This is a genomic window from Paraburkholderia sp. MM5477-R1 (assembly GCF_050436385.1).
GTDB lineage: Bacteria > Pseudomonadota > Gammaproteobacteria > Burkholderiales > Burkholderiaceae > Paraburkholderia > Paraburkholderia tuberum.
This window is the reverse complement of the sequence record NZ_JBNDMC010000003.1, coordinates 833,098-851,839: the sequence shown is the minus strand read 5'-3', so window position 1 is coordinate 851,839 and position 18,742 is coordinate 833,098. Positions and strand designations below refer to the sequence as shown.

19 protein-coding genes are annotated in these 18,742 nt (G+C 64.5%); 6 read left to right on the top strand and 13 right to left on the bottom strand.

Annotation, left to right across the window (positions count from 1 at the left end):
- Positions 1 to 55: 55 nt before the first annotated feature.
- Entirely contained in the window at positions 56 to 688 is a 633-nt protein-coding gene (lolB, locus tag OKW35_RS07180) for a lipoprotein insertase outer membrane protein LolB (RefSeq protein WP_184062483.1), read from the bottom strand.
- A complete protein-coding gene (locus OKW35_RS07175; protein ID WP_429551573.1) occupies positions 688 to 2,529 on the bottom strand; it encodes a tetratricopeptide repeat protein in 1,842 nt (613 codons plus the stop codon). Before OKW35_RS07175 ends, lolB begins: the two co-directional genes overlap by 1 nt.
- A gap of 87 nt (positions 2,530 to 2,616) precedes the next feature.
- Here OKW35_RS07175 and mutM point away from each other — a divergent pair, with 87 nt between their 5' ends.
- Positions 2,617 to 3,447 carry a bifunctional DNA-formamidopyrimidine glycosylase/DNA-(apurinic or apyrimidinic site) lyase gene (gene mutM / locus OKW35_RS07170; RefSeq protein ID WP_184026933.1) on the top strand — a complete coding sequence of 277 codons (831 nt, stop codon included), beginning with the start codon at positions 2,617 to 2,619 and terminating at the stop codon, positions 3,445 to 3,447.
- A gap of 7 nt (positions 3,448 to 3,454) precedes the next feature.
- Positions 3,455 to 4,588, top strand: a complete 1,134-nt coding sequence (gene mutY / locus OKW35_RS07165) for an A/G-specific adenine glycosylase (protein ID WP_429551572.1) — start codon at positions 3,455 to 3,457, stop codon at positions 4,586 to 4,588.
- A 68-nt stretch (positions 4,589 to 4,656) separates the two neighbouring features.
- Here the strand turns inward: mutY and OKW35_RS07160 are convergent, their stop codons facing one another.
- The 11 genes from OKW35_RS07160 to kdsD form a co-directional block, all read right to left on the bottom strand.
- Positions 4,657 to 5,292 (bottom strand): LON peptidase substrate-binding domain-containing protein, encoded by a 636-nt coding sequence (locus OKW35_RS07160; protein WP_090802941.1) that lies wholly within the window; start codon positions 5,290 to 5,292, stop codon positions 4,657 to 4,659.
- A gap of 39 nt (positions 5,293 to 5,331) precedes the next feature.
- Positions 5,332 to 6,225, bottom strand: coding sequence for an RNase adapter RapZ (rapZ, locus tag OKW35_RS07155; RefSeq protein ID WP_041734268.1), 894 nt, complete (start codon positions 6,223 to 6,225; stop codon positions 5,332 to 5,334).
- A gap of 98 nt (positions 6,226 to 6,323) precedes the next feature.
- Positions 6,324 to 7,292, bottom strand: coding sequence for an HPr(Ser) kinase/phosphatase (hprK, locus tag OKW35_RS07150; RefSeq protein WP_008921706.1), 969 nt, complete (start codon positions 7,290 to 7,292; stop codon positions 6,324 to 6,326).
- A gap of 80 nt (positions 7,293 to 7,372) precedes the next feature.
- A complete protein-coding gene (locus tag OKW35_RS07145) occupies positions 7,373 to 7,888 on the bottom strand; it encodes a PTS sugar transporter subunit IIA (protein WP_184026940.1) in 516 nt (171 codons plus the stop codon).
- A 342-nt stretch (positions 7,889 to 8,230) separates the two neighbouring features.
- Positions 8,231 to 8,587: a ribosome hibernation-promoting factor, HPF/YfiA family gene (hpf, locus tag OKW35_RS07140; RefSeq protein ID WP_027199628.1), complete on the bottom strand. Its 357-nt coding sequence runs from the start codon at positions 8,585 to 8,587 to the stop codon at positions 8,231 to 8,233.
- Between the two features lie 170 nt (positions 8,588 to 8,757).
- A complete protein-coding gene (locus OKW35_RS07135; RefSeq protein ID WP_184062763.1) occupies positions 8,758 to 10,275 on the bottom strand; it encodes an RNA polymerase factor sigma-54 in 1,518 nt (505 codons plus the stop codon).
- 193 nt (positions 10,276 to 10,468) lie between these two features.
- Entirely contained in the window at positions 10,469 to 11,245 is a 777-nt protein-coding gene (gene lptB / locus OKW35_RS07130) for an LPS export ABC transporter ATP-binding protein (protein ID WP_090805577.1), read from the bottom strand.
- 17 nt (positions 11,246 to 11,262) lie between these two features.
- Positions 11,263 to 11,934, bottom strand: coding sequence for a lipopolysaccharide transport periplasmic protein LptA (gene lptA, locus OKW35_RS07125; RefSeq protein WP_184062477.1), 672 nt, complete (start codon positions 11,932 to 11,934; stop codon positions 11,263 to 11,265).
- A 39-nt stretch (positions 11,935 to 11,973) separates the two neighbouring features.
- Positions 11,974 to 12,561 carry an LPS export ABC transporter periplasmic protein LptC gene (gene lptC / locus OKW35_RS07120; RefSeq protein ID WP_018419357.1) on the bottom strand — a complete coding sequence of 196 codons (588 nt, stop codon included), beginning with the start codon at positions 12,559 to 12,561 and terminating at the stop codon, positions 11,974 to 11,976.
- Positions 12,558 to 13,118, bottom strand: a complete 561-nt coding sequence (locus tag OKW35_RS07115; protein ID WP_184026959.1) for a KdsC family phosphatase — start codon at positions 13,116 to 13,118, stop codon at positions 12,558 to 12,560. Before OKW35_RS07115 ends, lptC begins: the two co-directional genes overlap by 4 nt.
- Positions 13,118 to 14,101: an arabinose 5-phosphate isomerase KdsD gene (gene kdsD / locus OKW35_RS07110; protein WP_184062475.1), complete on the bottom strand. Its 984-nt coding sequence runs from the start codon at positions 14,099 to 14,101 to the stop codon at positions 13,118 to 13,120. Before kdsD ends, OKW35_RS07115 begins: the two co-directional genes overlap by 1 nt.
- A gap of 206 nt (positions 14,102 to 14,307) precedes the next feature.
- Here kdsD and OKW35_RS07105 point away from each other — a divergent pair, with 206 nt between their 5' ends.
- The 4 genes from OKW35_RS07105 to OKW35_RS07090 all read left to right on the top strand — a co-directional run bounded on the left by OKW35_RS07105 (position 14,308) and on the right by OKW35_RS07090 (position 18,707).
- Positions 14,308 to 16,305 (top strand): cation:proton antiporter, encoded by a 1,998-nt coding sequence (locus tag OKW35_RS07105; protein ID WP_090802948.1) that lies wholly within the window; start codon positions 14,308 to 14,310, stop codon positions 16,303 to 16,305.
- Between the two features lie 81 nt (positions 16,306 to 16,386).
- Complete coding sequence (locus OKW35_RS07100) at positions 16,387 to 16,953, top strand: adenine phosphoribosyltransferase (protein WP_184062472.1); 567 nt, start codon at positions 16,387 to 16,389, stop codon at positions 16,951 to 16,953.
- Between the two features lie 172 nt (positions 16,954 to 17,125).
- Entirely contained in the window at positions 17,126 to 17,740 is a 615-nt protein-coding gene (locus OKW35_RS07095; RefSeq protein ID WP_429491997.1) for a LysE family translocator, read from the top strand.
- Between the two features lie 73 nt (positions 17,741 to 17,813).
- On the top strand, positions 17,814 to 18,707 hold the full coding sequence (locus OKW35_RS07090; RefSeq protein WP_429407485.1) for an NUDIX hydrolase: 894 nt from the start codon (positions 17,814 to 17,816) through the stop codon (positions 18,705 to 18,707).
- Positions 18,708 to 18,742: the final 35 nt, after the last annotated feature.

The following is an 18,742-nucleotide window of genomic DNA, read 5'->3' as shown; positions in this document are numbered from 1 at the left end:
CGGGTAGCAAGGTTACGTGAGCGGATGCTGGGACAAAAGGCCCAGCAAGAACGACTCACTGATCCAGCACGAGCTTGATGTCGAGTGGCGGCTCCGAGCGGCTCAGATTGAGGCGCTTCACGCCGGTGGCTGGTGCATCGGCATAGGCCACATAGTCGATCGTCCAGCCGTCCTGGGTGATCTGCTTCAGGCGCGACGGTTGCTCCGGATCCTTCTCGGTCTTCGCGCGCGAAGTCGGCGCCGGCGACGGTTGCAGCCAGTAGCGCAACCCTTCGACCGGCAGCGTGAAGCCGAGCGCGTTCTGCATCAGCGTCGACACGTTATCGGCGGTGAGCGGCTGGCGGTTCGGCAATTCGAGCGTGGCCGAAGCCGGCGACGAAGTCACGATGGCCAGCGTCTGGCCAAGCGGATTGCGCAACTGCAGCGTGACGGTGTCGCCCGTTTCCTGCCACGAGAAATTGCCGTAAGCGTTGCGCTGCTGGCCGTTCTGATCGTTGTATTGGATCGCGAAGCGGCCCTGATACGAGCGGCTCGTCTGCGCGGTGACTTCGGTGGCGGCGTTCGACGTGGACGGCCCCTGCGGCTTCACCGACGCGCAGCCGGCCAGCGCGACAACCGCCGCCGCCGCGAAACCAACCGCCATGCCGCGCGGCGCCCTGGAAAAAGAAATCAAACGGGAAAGACGCATCAAAGGTTGTTTACCTGAAGACGTTGCAACGTTTTGACGAGAGTCTCGTTGTCGGGTTCGAGCTTGCGAGCCTCGCGAAACGCGGCGCGCGCCTGTTCCTGCTCGCCGGCCTTCCACAGCACTTCGCCGAGGTGCGCGCCGATTTCCGCGTTCGGCTGGAGGCTGTATGCCTTGCGCAGCAGCTTGATCGCATCGGCCGTGTCACCCATCCGGTACTTGACCCAGCCGACGCTGTCCATGATGAACGCATCGTTCGGTGCGAGCGCCGAGGCCTTCTCGACCAGCTTGTCCGCCTCTGGCAGGCGCTGGTTGCGATCTGCGAGCGAATAGCCGAGCGCGTTATACGCCTGCGGATTGTCCGGTTGCGTCTGGATCAGCTTGCGCAGCTGCGCTTCCATGATGTCGTAATGGCCGGTTTTCTCGGCGGCCATCGCGTAGTCGTAGGTGAGGTCGGGGTCGTCGGGAAAGTTCGCCGTGGCTTGCTGCAGACGCGCTTCGGCCTCCGGGTAGCGCTTCGCGTCGAACAGGATCGCCGCATCGGTGCGCGCGATCAGCGCCACATCACGCGGATCGGAGGTCTGCAAGTTGGAGAGCAACTGGCGCGCCTCCTCGGTCTTGCCCTGTTTCGCGAGCAGTTGCGCGCCGGTAATCTGCGCGGCCAGGTATTGTTGACTCGCTGGCGAGATCTTGTTCAGCCAGTCGCTCGCGGCCGCCTCATTCTTCTGTTCGAGCGCTAGCTGCGCGAGGTAGATGTAGGCCTGGCCCGCATCGGCACCCGGCATCTTCTCGGCCTGCTGCGCGTACTGCACCAGATACGTCTGCGCTTCGGGGAGATTCTTCTGCTGGATCTTGATCAGCGCGAGCGCCATCAACGGTGTCAAGTCGTTGGGGTTTGCCTTGCGCATGAGCTCGAACTGCTTCTGCGCGTCGTCGAGACGGTCACTGGCAAGATACATCTGCGCCAGCGCGAGCCGTGCGTCATGCGATTTCGGATTCTGCTGCACGTACTTTTCGAGCGACGCGATGCCTTCCTTGCGCTCCTCCGGACCCATTTGCGACAGCATCAACGCCGCCGGCAGATAGTCGGGCTTGATCGTGAGCGCCTGCTCGAGCGACTTGTGCGCGCCCGGCGCGTCGTCGGCCAGCAGCTGCTGACGCGCGAGGGCCAATTGCGCCTCCGGCCGGTTCATGTCGTTCTTCAGCAGGTCCTGCAACACGTGCAGGCCACCGACGCGGTTCGGGCCGCGCGACAACAGCAGTTGCAGCGCGAGGATCGCGCTGCCGCGATTTTCCTCGGGTACCTTCGCCAGTTCTTGCGACAGGATCGGCGACGCATCGTCGGGCTTGCCAGACAGCACGAGCAGCGACGCGTCGAGCTGGGCGGCGCGTTCCGAACTCGGCGCGTACTGTTGCCACAGTTGCGCGGCGGCGAGCGCGTCCGACGGGCTCTGCGCCGCCAGCGCTATTTCGGTGGCGCGTTGCGCCATGCGCGGGTCGTGAGTGTCGCGCGCGAGCGCGAGGTAGGTCTGATAGGCCGGTGCCGGCTGGTCGCGCTGCAGCGCGATCTCGGCGGCCAGCACCTGGAAGACGATCTGGCTCGACAGGGGTACGCCGGGCAGCGACTTTTCGTCTTCAGGTGTTGCCGGACCCAGCGGGTCCGGCATCGTGACCGACGTGTCGTCGGAATCCGGCGACGGGTCCTGCGCATGCGCGGGCACGGCGGCCAGCGCCCACAATCCGAGCGCGGCCGCACCGAGCATCCGGCGAGCGGACACGGCGAGCGGCACCTTGGACACGCGCGCGCGGCGCTTTGATAGCAGCTTCACGAAGGACACGTTCATGGAAATCCGTTCAATGTTTCAGTCGATTGTAACGCGCTCGCTACAATACGCGCACAACCACTCACGCAAGTAGCAGACCAATCAGCCATGCCAGAGTTGCCAGAAGTCGAGGTTACCCGACGGGGGATCGAACCGTATGTGTCCGGGCGCAAGGTTGAGCGCGTCGACGTGCGGACGGCCGCGCTGCGCTGGCCAATTCCGGCCGACCTTGCGAAAACCTTGCGCGGCCACGTGGTGCGCAAAGTCGAGCGACGCGGCAAGTATTTGCTGTTCGAAATCGACGCTGGGTGGTTCATCGTCCACCTCGGCATGACGGGCACGTTGCGCGTTCTGCGTCATGTGCCGCATCCGCCTGCCGCGGCGAAGCACGATCATGTCGACTGGATCTTCGACGACTTTATCCTGCGCTATCGTGATCCCCGCCGCTTCGGCGCGGTGCTATGGCATCCGCGCGAAGCAGGCGACATCCTCGAACATCCGCTGCTCGCGAGCCTTGGCGTCGAGCCTTTCTCGCCGGCTTTTTCGGGCGCGCTGATGCATCGGTTGACGCGCGGGCGCAAGGTGTCGGTGAAGCAGGCGCTGCTGGCGGGGGACATCGTGGTCGGCGTGGGCAATATCTACGCGTCGGAGAGTCTGTTTCGCGCGGGCATCCGGCCGACCACCGCGGCGGGCCGCGTGTCGCTCGTGCGTTATGAACTGCTGGCCGATGCCGTGCGCGTGACGCTCGCCGCCGCGATCGACAAGGGCGGCAGCACGCTGCGCGATTTCGTCGGCAGCGACGGCGAAAGCGGCTATTTTCAGCTCGACTACTTCGTCTATGATCGCGCGGGCCTGCCATGCCGCGTGTGTGGAACGCCAATCAAACAGATCGTGCAGGGGCAACGCTCCACGTACTTCTGTCCCACTTGCCAGCGCTAGATTCTCCATGCCTTCCCGCCTGACCCCAACGACCGGCGCGCGCTCCAGCGCGTTCGACTCCACGCCCGCGTTTGCGCCGATGCCCGAGTTTTCCGCGCGGCTGATCGCGTGGCAGCGCCAGCACGGCCGCCACGATCTGCCGTGGCAGAACACGCGCGATCCGTATCGCATCTGGCTGTCCGAGATCATGCTGCAGCAGACCCAGGTGTCGACGGTGATTCCGTACTACGCGAAATTTCTCGCGCGTTTCCCGGATGTCGCCGCGCTCGCCGCCGCGCCGTCCGATGACGTGATGGCGCTGTGGGCCGGCCTCGGCTACTACACGCGCGCGCGCAATCTGCATCGCTGCGCGCAGGTCGTCGTCGAGCAGCATGGCGGCGCGTTTCCCGCGTCGGTCGATGAGCTCGCCGAGTTGCCCGGCATTGGCCGCTCGACGGCCGCGGCGATCGCGTCGTTCGCGTTCGGCGCGCGCGCGACGATTCTCGACGGCAACGTGAAGCGCGTGCTCGCGCGCGTATTCGGCGTCGAAGGCTTTCCGGGCGAGAAGAAAGTCGAGAACGCAATGTGGACGCTCGCGGAATCACTGCTGCCGTCGAATGCGTCGAACGCGGAGGTCAGCGGGTACACGCAGGGCTTGATGGATCTCGGCGCGACATTGTGCGTGCGCGGCAAACCCGATTGCACACGCTGTCCGTTCGCGCCGGACTGCGTTGCCAACGTCACCGGACGTCAACGTGAATTGCCGACCGCGCGCCCGAAGAAAGCGGTGCCGACACGCCGTACGTGGATGCTGGTGCTGCGCGACGGCAATGCGGTGATGCTCGAGCGGCGTCCGCCGTCGGGCATCTGGGGTGGTCTGTGGAGTCTGCCCGAAGCTGCCGACGAAGCATCGCTGGCCGAGCGGGCGCGCGCGTTCGGCGGCGACGGCGAAGTGTCCGCGCTCGCGTCGTTCTCACACGTATTCACGCATTTCAAGCTCGATATCGAACCGCGGCTTGCGGAGTTCGATCGCGGTGTCGGCGCCCTGGCCGCGCTCAACGATGCGGACACCGCATGGGTTGCGCTCAGCGATCTGGATTCGTTCGGCGTGCCGGCGCCGGTGCGCAAGCTGCTCGCCAGTCTGCATGGTTCGTTGCTCTAGCGGAATGGATCGGAGGTGCTGTGCGGGCGACTTGGGTCCGGCGCGGCAGCCTTCACGACTTCAGGATTTCACAGCAACTGATGCTGTTGCATGTAGTGATGCACGACGTCGATGCGCGCGCCGGCATCGGTTAATTCCATCAGCTTTTGCCGTGCGCGCAACGCGATTGGCAGCACCTCGGCGAGACGGTTCGACACCCACGACGGATCGTCGAGCCGGAACGGCTCGGCGAACGGTAGGCTGTCCGGATCGCGTTCGCGGATCGTTGCGATGATCCGCTCGAGCACTTCCGCGCACGCGCCGAATTTGGCCAATAGCTCATTGCCCTCGAGCGGGAGATCATCGGCGAGCGGCTCGGCCATGCCGACCAGCAGACCGCTCGCTTCGACGCGATGCGATAACAGACGAAAGCGCGTCGTGCCGCGCGCGCGAATCAGCAGCATGCCGAATGCATCGACGTCGCACTCGTCGATTTCGGCGAGACAGCCGATCGTTTCGGGTACCGAAGGTTCTTCCTCGCGCGCGACTTCCGCGCCGCTTTTCAGCATGCAAACGCCGAACGGTGTTTTTTCGCGCAGACAGTCGCGCGCCATGTCGAGGTAGCGCGCTTCGAAGATTTTGAGCGGCAGCAAGCCATCGGGAAATAGCACCGTATGCAGCGGAAACAGCGGCAAATCGGCGTACACAGTAGGCGTAGAGGACATGGCGCAACGCTTCGGGTTAAGGCCGCGCGATGCGGCCGGTTAAGCCACCAGCTTCGATGATTCGCCGACGTCGACCGGCGCATCGCGGTGCCGCACAATCACATTCGCCGATGTTGCGAGACGCGCGGCAAGCGTCTCCGCGATGAATACCGAGCGGTGCTGGCCGCCCGTGCAACCGATTGCGACGGTCAGGTAGCTGCGATTGTCGTCGCGGAAATGCGGCAGCCACTTGGACAGATACTTCTCGATGTCGTCGATCATCTCGTGGACGACCGGCTGCGCATCGAGAAAATCCATGACCGGTTTGTCGAGGCCGGTGAGCGGCCTCAATTCATGATCGTAGTATGGGTTCGGCAGCGTGCGTACGTCGAATACGAAATCCGCGTCGAGCGGTACGCCGCGCTTGAAGCCGAACGACTCGAACATCAGCACGAGCCCCGCGTCCTCCTGTTCGATGAAGCGCTTGACCCATGCGCGCAGCACGTTCGCGCGCAGATTGCTCGTATCGATCTGATGGCCGAATTCGGCAAGTCCCGCGACCAGTTCGCGCTCGCGTTCGATCGCCTCGGCGAGCGACGTGAGCAGGCCAACGTCCGCGTCGTGCGCGGGCGAGCCGGACAGCGGATGACGGCGACGCGTTTCGGAAAAACGTTGAATCAGCGACTGCGTGCTCGCACTCAGGAACAGCACGCGCACGTCGTGCGAGCGCTTGAGGTCGCGGATCATCGCGGGCATTTCGTCGAGCGACGAACCGGAGCGCGCGTCGATCGCGACCGCGAGACGATCCTGGCCGTCCGCGGCGAGGTAGGTGGCGAGTTGCTGCAGGAAACGCGGCGGCAGATTATCGACGCAGTAATAACCCGCGTCTTCGAGCGCGTTCAGGGCAACGGATTTGCCGGAGCCGGAGATACCGGTGATCAGGATTATGCGCATGGAGTCGTCGAAAGCGTAGATTTCATCATAGCATCTGGCCTCCATGCGCGTGCCCGCGGCCTGCCTTCTGCGGGCGCTTCATGGCGCTGTGGCGGGCTTCAGATCAGCTTGCCGGGAAACTGGCTATCGGGATCCTGCATGGCGAGACGTTGCCGATCCATGAAATCGCGCAGCGTGTCGATACCGCGCAGTTGCAGAATCGTGTTGCGCACGGCCGCTTCGACCAGCACCGCGAGGTTGCGGCCGGCGGCCACTTGAATCGTCACCTTGCTGATCGGTAGGCCGAGCACGTCGACGGTCTGGCTTTCCAGCGGCAGCCGCTGGAATTCGCCGTCGGGGCGGCGCACCAGTTGCACGATCAGCTTCAGTTTCATTTTGCGGCGCACCGCCGTTTCGCCGAAGATCGTCTTGATGTCGAGCAGACCGAGGCCGCGAACTTCGAGCAGGTTCTGCAGCAGCGGCGGACAGCGTCCTTCGACGAAGTCCGGGCCGAGGCGCACGAAATCGACAGCGTCGTCGGCGACGAGACCGTGGCCTCGGCTGATCAGTTCGAGGCCGAGCTCGCTCTTGCCGAGGCCCGAGTCGCCGGTCAGCAACACGCCCATGCCGAGGATGTCGAGAAACACGCCGTGCAGCGTCGCGCGCGGCGCGAGAATGCGCGACATGTAAAGACGCAGACTATCGATCACCGCGGCCGCCGAGGTCGGCGTCGTGAACAGCGGCGTCGACGAGCGCGTGCAGCGCAGCACCAGCTCCGGCGGCGCCGCGACTCCGCCCGCGACGACGAGAAACGGCGGCTCCAGCGCGATCAACTCGGCCATGTGGCGCGAGCGGTCTTCGTCGGTCTGACGTTTGTAGTAGTCGATTTCAGCGTCGCCGAGCACCTGGATCCGGTTGGGGTGGATCAGGTTCAGGTGGCCGACGAGGTCGGCGCTCGACGTGGCATTGGCGACCGATTCCGAAGAAAAGCCGCGCTCCCAGCCTTCATGCCCCGTGAGCCAGCTGAGCTTCAGCATGGCGGCGTTGTCGTCGAAAATGCTTTGGGCGTTGATGCTGGACGTATCCATGAGTCAGTGACTCCAGTGTGAGCCGCTTGCCGGGTCTTTGCTGCGTGTGCGGGCGCGTATGAACTACCGCCGCGGTTGCATCAAGGTTGCCACTGAGTAAGCAGGCGATGCAACGATTCGCGTTCTTCTTCAGTGTGCAGCCGCTCGCGGGCGTCGCGATCGGACAGCAATTGCGCGATCTCGGAGAGAATTTCGAGGTGCTGTTGAGTGGCCTGTTCGGGGACGAGCAGGAAGATCAGCAGCGAGACCGGCTGGCCGTCCGGCGCTTCAAAGGGGATCGGTTCGGCGAGTCTGACGAATGCGGCGAGCGGCTGCTTGAGGCCCTTGATCCGCCCATGCGGGATCGCGACGCCTTCGCCGAGCCCGGTCGAGCCGAGTCGTTCTCGCGCAAAAAGATTGTCTGTGACGGTACTGCGGGCGATGCCGTTCTGGTTCTCGAAGATCAGGCCCGCTTGCTCGAACACGCGTTTCTTGCTGGTGACCGATAGTCCGATGACGACGTTCTCGAGGGGAAGAAATTTGGCTAAACGATTCATTTTGACAGGCGAAAACGTGGCCTGAGTTCTCCCCACCGGGGCGGTTGAGTGACGTTCCATTCGTTCGATGCTGGCGAAGACGGACGCTCAGAGTCGATCGCGAAAGCGTTAGATTTCGATCGGCCGTACTTCATCAGAGCTGGCTTGACCCCGATGGTAACTGGAACATTATAGAACAGGGTGACGGCCGATGGTGCGGCGCGCCATCTATGCATATCAGGTTTTTCAGCGCTTGCGCCGCGGCACGTGTCGCGCTGCGCAAACCTCTGCGGGAATGGTTCGGGTCGGCCTCGGCGAGACGCACCGGCGGTGAGCGGGAACCGGGGCGCTGAAACGAAAAACCGCCCGGTCGCGGGCGGCTCGACGAGTTCAAGGGAATTGAGGAATTTCCTCTAATTTCTCCTATTGCGGCGGCACGTCCAGTTGCGGCGCCGGCTGATACTTGATCGCTTCGTGCTGATGGCCTTGCAGACGATCCTTGTGGCGTATCACCTGCCTGTCGAGCTTGTCGATCATCAAATCGATTGCAGCGTACAAATCGCTGTCACAACTCTCGACGAAGATATCCTTACCCTTCAGATGGAGGTTGATTTCCACCTTTTGACGCTTGTCCTTTTCCTTATGGTTGTCGACCGAGAGGACCACACTGCCGTCGATGACCTGATCGAAATGTCTTAGCACCCTGTCCAGTTTGGTGATCACGTATTCGCGCAACGCAGGCGTTACTTCGAGGTGGTGTCCACTGATCTTGAGATTCATAGTGCTTCTCCAAGCTAATGGCCGCTTGGTCCGCACAATGACAAAGGTCCGGTCGATCTGACGGCTTGCCTGTGTCGCCCCCCGGTGACGGACATCTGGCAGGTCGCAGCGGCCGGCCTGTCCGCCAGGTGCGGAGCGGCCGGTAAATGCCCGCTGCAAAACGCGACGGGCTACAGAGACTTGCGCAGGTTGACTGCCGGGATTTTGAGCGCCTCACGGTATTTCGCAACGGTACGCCGTGCGACCACGAAGCCCTGTTCCGCCAGCAGTTCGGCTATGCGACTGTCTGAAAGTGGCGATTTCGGGTTTTCCGCTCCTATCAGTTGTTTGATCAGCGCGCGAATGGCCGTGGAGGAGGCCGCGCCGCCGGTGTCCGTCGAAACGTGTGAGCCGAAAAAGTACTTGAATTCCAGCGTCCCGAATGGGGTCAGCATGTATTTGCCGGTTGTCACACGCGAGACAGTCGACTCGTGTAGGCCCAGCGTATCAGCTATTTCCCGCAAAACCAAGGGGCGCATGGCAATTTCGCCGTGCACAAAAAAGCTCTTTTGACGCTCGACAATTGCCTGCGCAACCCGCAGGATCGTCTCGAAACGCTGCTGGATATTTTTGATCAGCCAGCGTGCTTCCTGCAGTTGCTGGCGCAACGAACCACTGCCCGGATCGCCGCGGTTATTGCGCAGAATATTCGCGTATAGATGGTTAATCCGCAGCTTCGGCACTACCTCGGGATTCAGCTCCGCCAGCCAGCCCTGTGCCGTTTTGCGCACCATGATGTCGGGCACCACATAGTCCGCTTCGGCCTTGCCGTAGGCCGCGCCCGGAAATGGTTCGAGCGAGCGGATCAGCACATGCGCGTCGCGCAGATCGTCGTCGCTGGCCTTAAGGTGCTTGCGCAGCCGCGTGAAATCGCGCGCGGCGAGCAGTTCCAGGTAATGGCTGACAATGTCTAGCGCAAGCGTGCGCGTGGGCGATGGCTCGAGCCGCAGCAACTGCAGCTTCAGACATTCGGACGCGGAGCGCGCGCCGACACCCGATGGGTCGAAGCTATGCAGCAGCGCAAGCGCGGCGTTCAGTTCGTCGACGTCGACTTCAAGTTCTTCGGGCAGGTCGGCCAGCACTTCTTCGAGCGTGGCGGCGAGATAGCCGTCGTCGTCCAGCGATTCGATCAGGAACGTGATGAGCGCGCGGTCGCGCTGGCTCGCCTGGGTGACGCGCAGTTGCGTCATCAGGTGGTCGCGCAGCGACGTGCTCGATTCGTGGATTTGCAGCGGGGGCAGGTCGTCGTCGTCCGACGCGTTGCCGGAGCGGCCGTAGTCGTCCAGGTTCCACTGCGAAGTATCGCCGCCGCCGTCGCCCGAAAGGCCATTGTATTCGTCGACACCCTGCGGCTCGCCGCTTTCGGCTCGCTCGCCGTTGCCCTCGGACGATGCCGAACCGTTGCCGGCCATCGGATCGGCCGGCGTCGAGGAGCCCGGTGTCTGGGCGATCACGGAACCGTCGGATGCCACCCGCAACGGGCTCGCGATCCACTCGTCTTCGTTTTCGAGGAGAGGATTCTGCGAGATCGCCATGGCGACTTCTTGCTGCAGTTCGAGCGTCGACAACTGAAGCAGCCGGATGGACTGTTGCAGTTGCGGCGTGAGCGCAAGATGCTGCGATAGGCGGAGTTGGAGGCTGGCTTTCATGGCAAGTTGAGATTCATTGTAGAGAGTTTGCCACGACCGCGATACCTTGCGGCACTCGCAATTTTTGGGTACGCCCAATTTGGCGCGCCGCGCGGCGCCACCCTGCGCCGCCTGACAACGAATGTGCGGGTGCCGCAAAAATGGCGCCGCGGCCGGCCGCGCGCGCTCGCTTGGCCGGGGACGCCGTACGTGCTTACATGCGGAAGTGCTCGCCCAGATAGACGCGCCGCACGCTTTCGTTTTCGATGATGTCGCTAGGCGCGCCGGCGGCCAGCACGCTGCCGTCGCTGATGATGTACGCGTGATCGCAGATACCTAGCGTTTCGCGCACGTTGTGGTCGGTGATCAGGACGCCGATATTGCGCTGCTTCAAGAACTTGACGATTTTCTGGATTTCCAGCACCGCGATCGGGTCGACGCCGGCGAACGGTTCGTCGAGCAGAATGAAGCTCGGATTGGTTGCCAGCGCGCGCGCAATTTCAACCCGACGACGCTCGCCGCCCGACAGCGACAGCGCCGGATTTTCACGCAGATGCGCGATCTGAAGCTCGTCGAGCAGCGCTTCGGTGCGTGACGTGATCACGTCTTTGCCGAGGCGCTTGCCGTTTTCGTCGTGCTGCAATTCCAGCACCGCGCGAATATTCTGCTCGACGCTCAACTTACGGAACACCGACGCTTCCTGCGGCAGATATGACAGGCCGAGCGATGCGCGTTTGTGAATGGGCAGCAGGCTGATCGACTTGCCGTCCAGATCGATTTCGCCGGCATCGAGCGGCACGAGGCCGACGATCATGTAGAACGACGTGGTCTTGCCGGCGCCGTTCGGGCCGAGCAGGCCGACCACTTCGCCGCTCTTCACGTCGAGCGACACGTCCTTGACGACCGTGCGCGAGCCATAGCGCTTCTTCAGATTGCGCACGACCAGCGAACTGCTGGTGCCGGCCGGCTTCCGATGGGGGAGGGGCGCGATGGTGCTGCTCATGGTGCTCACTGGTTCGGCGCTCCCTGGATCGAGTTGGACGGCGTGAGCGTGGCCGACGCGCCGGTCAGCGGCGCGGCGCCGGCGTTGCGCGGCGACAGCATCGCGCGCACGCGGCCGGTCGGGTTGCCCGGACCTGCGACGTCCTTGCCTGACTTCGCGGTGTAGAAGTCGTTCTGGCCGTCGTAGGTGATCACGCTACCGTGCACCTGGTCGAGCAGCGTCGTCATGCTCTGCAGGCGGCGCACCGTCGCGTTGGTGGTCAGCGTGGTCAGATCCTGCTTGCCGTCGTAGTCGATACGGATCGCCGTACCCTCGATGTATTCGTCGAGCCCTTCGCGCTTCTGGCGGAAATACGACAGATTGCCGCCGCTCGAGGTGCCGGTCGCGAATTGGTAGCCCTGCGGGTCTTGCGACACTTCGACGCGATCGGCCTTGATCAGGATCGTCCCTTTGGTGGCCACCACGTGGCCGGTGAAGATGCTGACCTGCCGCAGGTCGTCGTAAGTCATGTTGTCCGCTTCGATGTTCAGCGGCTTGTCTTTGTCGGCGCGGTCCGCGTGCGCAAGCGGCGCGAAGCCGACGAGCGGCAGCGCGACGACGAGCGCAGCAAGTGCGGCGCGGCACGCGGACAGCGCGCGCGAACGGCCGGTATCAAAACGGGGGTGCGATTCGTTCATGCAGTCACGCCTGGAATGGATTACCCGGTATGCGTTGGCTTAGTGGCCGGAATCGGACGCGGCGATTGCGCCTCTTACATTGCCGAACAGTTGCATAAACCGGGTGACATTGTTGTATTTCATGCCGCTGGCAGTCATCACGGACATGCCGCGCTGAAGTTTAACTGGCTTTTCAGTCTCGATCACATCGTCGTTGACGAGGACCCTGAAATGCTCGGAATCGGCCTGCATCTGCGGATCGCCGCCGCCGGGCGCGCGCAGGATGCGCGCGTTCTGGTACAGATTGACGATCGACGCATCCGCGTTGACCGTGCCCGTGTCGCCGGTCGCGGTGACGATCGGCTTGCCGGGCTGGAACGCACGCATCGCCGGCTTGACGAGGTCGCTCATTTCGTCGTCCTCGTAATGGACCAGCGACTGCGCGGTCAGCCGGTACTGCGTCGCGCCTGACTGGTCGAGCTCGGACACCGAAAAGTTGTCGGCGAAGTAGTCCGGCGTGTGTTCCTTCGGGCGCACCTCGTCGTCGGTCTTGCGCGGCAACGTGGCTTGCAGCAGCCACCACGTGATGCCGGCGAGCGCCGCCATCGCGATGAGCGGGATCAGCGAAGTCAGGCGAAACTGGTTCATCCCACGAGGCCCCGTTGCTCGCCGCTGCACGCCGCCGCGAGCAGTGCTTCATATTTGTGCTGGGCACGCAGCAGCGTGTCGCACACTTCGCGCGCCGCGCCGTAACCGCCGCGCGCCTCGCTGACCCAGTGGGCGCGCGCGATCACTTCGGGATGCGAATTGGCCGGCGCGGCCGCGAAGCCGACGCGCAGCATCACCGCGAGATCGACCCAGTCGTCGCCCATGTAGCCGCAGTCCTCGGCGGTGAGGCCGGTTTGCCGCAGCAGGTCGGCGAACGCCTGTGGCTTGTCCTGCACGCCCTGGTAGACATGCGCGATGTTCATTTCTTTCGCCCGCGCGGCCACGATGCCGGACTTGCGCCCGGTGATGAGCGCCGTTTCGATGCCGGCCTGGCGCAGCAGCTTCATGCCGTGGCCGTCCATCGAGTTGAAGCCTTTCATCGTGTCGCCTTCCGCCGTGAACAGCAGGCCGCCGTCGGTCAGTACGCCGTCGACGTCGAAAATCATCAGCTTCACGCGGCTTGCGCGTTCGGTAGCGGTAGGGGGAGCAACGGCCATCAGATCACCTTCTTCGAAAACAGGTCGTGCATGTTGAGCGCGCCGATCAGCTTGCCCGTTTCGTCGACGACCAGCATCTGATTGATACGATAGCGCTCCATCAGTTCCACGGCTTCGACCGCGAGATGGTCCGGCCCGATCGTGCGCGGGCCCGCGGTCATCACCGAGGCGATCGGCAGGTGGCGGAAATCGCCGTCGCGTTCGAGCACGCGGCGCAGGTCGCCGTCGGTGAAGATGCCCGTCACACGGCCCTCGCGGTCGACGACCGAGGTCATGCCCATGCGCTTCGCGGTCAGTTGGAAGAGGGCATCGCTGACGGTTGCCTCGGGGGTGACCTGCGGCAACTGGTCGCCGGTGCGCATGACGTCGCGCACGTAGGTGAGCAGGCGTCGGCCGAGCGCGCCGCCCGGATGCGAGCGCGCGAAGTCGTCGCGGCCGAAGCCGCGCGCGTCGAGCACCGCGACCGCGAGCGCATCGCCGAGCGCGAGCGCGGCGGTGGTGCTGGCGGTGGGCGCGAGATTCATCGGACAGGCTTCCTTCGCGACGCCGGAATTCAGATGCACATCCGCGAGTTGCGCGAGGCTTGAGCCAGGACGGCCCGTCATCGCGATCAGCTTCGCGCCGATCCGCTTGATGAGCGGCAGGATCGCCATCAGCTCCTCGGTTTCGCCCGAATTGGACAGCGCGAGAAATACGTCGTCGGCGGTGACCATGCCGAGGTCGCCGTGGCTTGCTTCCGCCGGATGCACGAAGAACGCGGGTGTGCCGGTGCTTGCCAGCGTGGCCGCGAGTTTGCGGGCCACGTGGCCGGATTTACCGATGCCGGAGACGACCACGCGTCCACGGCAACCCAGGATGAAATCGACAGCGCCGACGAAACTGCCGTCGAGCTGGTCGCGAAGCGCGCGCACGGCGTCCGCTTCGATGTCGAGTACGTCGCGAGCAAGCGTGAGTGCCCTGTCGCCATTGATTTTCGCTATCATTCGCGGAGTATAGCAAAGGCGCCTGTTCGCCGCGCCGGGCCTGCTGTGCCGAGCCGCTGTCTGCATCGGCCTGTCGACAATCCCTTTTTCAGCTGCTTTGCCGCCTTTTTGCAGCTTTTTTGCCGGCCCAATCAATCATCTCGCACGGCGTTCTCGTGCGCGGTTCCGCTGACGAACGAGGACGCTTCACCCATGCGTTTTTGCCGATGATTTCCCCGCTCGAAATGACGCTGTTTCTGCTGCTGGCATCGGTGGCGGGCGTGGTGATCTTTCGCTTCCTGAATCTGCCGCCGATGCTCGGCTACCTGACGGTCGGCATCGTCGTCGGGCCGCATGCGTTCGGGCTGATTCCCGATTCGGCGGGGGCGCAGAATCTCGCGGAATTCGGCGTCGTGTTCCTGATGTTCTCGATCGGGCTCGAGTTTTCGCTCGCCAAGCTGCGCACGATGCGCCGGCTCGTGTTCGGACTCGGCTTGCTGCAGGTGATCGGCACGGTCGCGGTGGCCGTGTCGCTCGGCTTCGTGCTCGAGCGTTGGGTGCATATCACGTGGCAGGCGAGCGTCGCGCTGGGCGGCGCGCTGGCGATGTCGTCGACGGCGATCGTCAGCAAGATGCTCGCGGAGCGGCTCGAAATCGAAACCGAGCACGGCCGCAATATCTTCGGCGTGCTGCTGTTTCAGGATCTCGCGGTGGTGCCGCTGTTGATCATCATTTCGGCGCTCGGCGGCCGCTCGGAGAATCTGGTCAGCGCGCTCGGCGTCGCGGCGATCAAGATCGTCGTGGCCCTCGCGCTGCTGCTGATCGTCGGGCAGCGCTTCATGACGCGCTGGTTCAACGTGGTCGCGCGGCGCCGCTCGCAGGAGCTGTTCGTCCTCAATCTGCTGCTGGTGACGCTCGGCGCCGCGTTCATCACCGACAAATTCGGGCTGTCGCTCGCGCTCGGCGCGTTCATCGCCGGCATGCTGATCGCCGAGACGCCGTATCGGCATCAGGTCGAAGAGGACATCAAGCCGTTTCGCGACGTGCTGCTCGGGCTCTTCTTCGTGACCACCGGCATGCTGCTCAATCCGCGCGTGATCTGGGAGCATCCGCTCGTCGTGCTGGCCTTTTTCCTCGGCCCGGTGCTGCTGAAATTGGTCATGATCACCGGCCTTGCGCGGCTCTTCGGCGCGACGCCGGGCGTCGCGATGCGTACCGGTATCGGTCTCGCGCAGGCGGGCGAGTTCGGCTTCGTGCTGCTGAACCTGATCCTCGACCGACATCTCGTCGACGCGACGCTGTTGCAGGCGATTCTCGCCGCGATGCTGCTGTCGATGCTCGCCGCGCCGTTCATGATCCAGAACGCGGACCGTGTCGTGCTGCGGCTGTCGTCGACCGAATGGATGATGCAGTCGTTGCAGATGACGCGCATCGCCACGCAAAGCCTGAAGCAGAGCGGCCACGTAATCATCTGCGGCTACGGCCGCGCCGGGCAGAACCTCGCACGCATGCTCGAGCATGAAGGGCTCTCGTATGTCGCGCTCGATCTCGATCCCGACCGTGTCGCGGCGGCCGCGGCAGCCGGCGAATCGGTCGTGTTCGGCGACGCGGGGCGGCGCGAGTCGCTGCTGGCCGCCGGCCTGCATCGCGCGGCCGCGATCGCGATCACCTACGCGAACACGCCGTCGGCACTGCGCGTGCTGCACAACATTCACGAGATGGAGCCGACGCTGCCTGTCATCGTGCGCACCGTCGACGATGCCGATCTGGAGAAACTGCTCGCCGCCGGCGCGACGGAGGTGATTCCGGAGATCGTCGAGGGCAGCCTGATGCTTGCGTCGCATACGCTCGTCGTGATGGGTGTGCCGATGCGGCGCGTGGTGCGGCGCGTCGAGGAGATGCGCGACGAACGCTATTCGCTGTTGCGCGGCTATTTCCACGGCGCCGACGACATCGACGACGACGACGGCCACGAGCAGGTGCGGCTACAATCGGTGCCGGTCGACGAGAGCGCCGACGCGGTGGGCCGTACGCTCGCCGAGGTTGGCCTGTACGAACTCGGTGTCGAAGTGACCGCGATCCGCCGGCACGGCATCCGCGGCGTCGAACCGGACCCGTCGACGAAACTGCGCGCGAGCGACATCGTGGTGCTGCGCGGTCTGCCCGAACAACTGGCGCAAGCCGAGGAGCGGCTGTCGAAGCATCGCCGCGCCGCTGCGGCCTGAACCCGTGAGCCTGGCCCGTTCTGGCGGGCGACCCTGATTCAAGCCTTTCACCGGACCTGTCGAGGTCCATCCGGAGACATCATGTCCAAGGCGCTCGCGAGCGCGCCGCTCGATGCGGCCGACTACATCAGAAGTCACATTCGCACGGTGCCCGACTGGCCGCAGCCGGGCGTGCAGTTCCGCGACATCACGCCGCTGCTGCGCGAGCCGAAGTCGCTGCGTGTGCTGATCGACCTGTTCGTGCAGCGCTATATCGACGCGAAGCTCGACTACATTGCCGGCCTCGATGCGCGCGGCTTCATCATCGGGCCGATCGTCGCCCATGAGTTGAGCGTTGGCTTCATCCCGATTCGCAAGGCGGGCAAACTGCCGTACAAGCGGATCTCGCAATCGTATGAACTGGAATACGGTACCGCGACCGTCGAGATTCACGAGGATGCGTGCGAGCCGGGCGACCGCGTCGTGATCATCGACGATCTGATCGCGACCGGCGGCACGATGATGGCCGGCAAACTGCTGCTCGAGCGGCTCGGCGCGGTCGTCGTGGAAGGCGCGGCGATCGTCGATCTGCCGGAGCTGGGCGGCTCGAAGCTGCTGGGCGAGGGCGGTCTTGCGCTCTATACCGTGACGAGTTTCGACGGTCATTGAACCGGGAGGTAGTCACGGCGCGTGCCGTGACGCGCGGTAGCGTTTCCCGCCGTACCAGCGGCTAAAGTCGCATGAGCCGCACAAGCCCCGTTGGCCGAGCAAAACCAACCGGGCTCAACGATATGGCTCACCCATCATGGTTCACCAGTCGCCCAACCAGAAGACCACCACGATGCCCAACTTCCTGCTGTTTCTTGCCACCTCGATCGCGATCACCGTGGCGCCCGGCCCGGACAATCTGCAGGTGCTCGCGCGCGGCATCTCGCAGGGCCGCGCGGCCGGCCTGGTCGCCGCGCTCGGCTTTGCCGCCGGCATCACGTTTCATACGACACTCGCGGCGCTCGGCGTCGCCGCGCTGCTGCGCTCGTCGCCGCTCGCGTTCGAAGCGATCAAGCTCGCCGGCGCCGCGTATCTGGTGTGGATCGGCATCAAGGCGCTGCGCAGCCAGGGCCTCGCGACCGCGCACGAGCGTGCGCCGCAGCCGCTTTCGACGGTGTTTCGCCAGAGCGTGCTCGGCAATCTGATGAATCCGAAGGTCACGCTGTTCTTCGTCGTGTTTCTGCCGCAGTTCGTGCAGCCGGACGGCGCGCAGAGCGTCACCGTGCAGATGCTGGAGCTCGGCGCGCTGTTCATGCTGCAGACCGTCGTGGTGTTTTCGCTATTCGGCGTGTGCGCGGGGATCATCGGCGGCTGGCTCAGACGGCGGCCGCGCGTGGGCCTGTGGCTCGATCGCGTGGCCGGCGCGACGTTCATCGCGGTCGGGATTCGCGTCGCCTTGCGCGACTGACAGTCGTCACGCCATCCTCCCGCTTCTGCTTTGCCCCGGTTCGCCACGACGGCGGACAGTTTGGAGTTTTCCGATGACTTTGCCCTGCATCACCGCCGCGCGCCGCTTCGACGCGAACGCGCATCGGCCGTTTCTGATCGGCGCCGAACCGGTCGGGTGGATTCGCGAGCGCGACGTGCCGCTGCTCGCGCGCTGGCCCGACGTGTTCGAGATGGCGAACGACGGCGTGACGCTCTGCGCCACGTTCGATACCGTCGATCTGCGCAGCGCGGCGCTCGCTTCCGTGATCGGCGCGCTCGCCGCCGATGGCCGCATCCCCGGCTGGCGCAACGAGACGTACGCGATCCGCAATGCGTTCGACGCGCCGCCGCTCGCGTATATCGAGCGCGCGGCGTCGCGCTTCTTCGGCACGATGACCTACGCGGTGCATCTGAACGGCGTCGTAGAATATGCGGATGGCGGGGCGCCCTTTGGCGGAGCGCCCTTTGGCGGGGCGCCGCGTGGCGCACCGCAATTGTGGATCGCGCGCCGCAGCGATACCAAGGCGACCGACCCCGGCATGCTCGACAACGTCGTCGCAGGCGGGATCGGCTGGGGCTTCGGCATCGCCGAGACGATCGTCAAGGAGTGCTGGGAAGAGGCGGGCATTCCGGCGCAGATCGCGGCGAGCGCGGTCGCGGGCCGCACCGCGCACGTGCTGCAATCGCTGCCGGAAGGCACGCAGGCCGAGCAGATTTTCATCTACGACCTCGCGCTGCCCGCCGACTTCGCGCCGCGCAACCAGGACGGCGAAGTGGGCGAACACCGGCTCGCGCGCATCGACGAAGTCGCGCGCTGGATCGAGGAAGGCGCGCTGACCGTCGATGCCAGCCTCGCGACGCTCGATTGCCTGCTGCGCCGCCGCTGGATCGACGAGGACGCGTGCGAGGGCATCGACGCGCTGTTCGCGCCGCCGGCGCTCGCCTAGCTCAGGCTCATCAGTCGAGCTCAACCCGTGCAGCC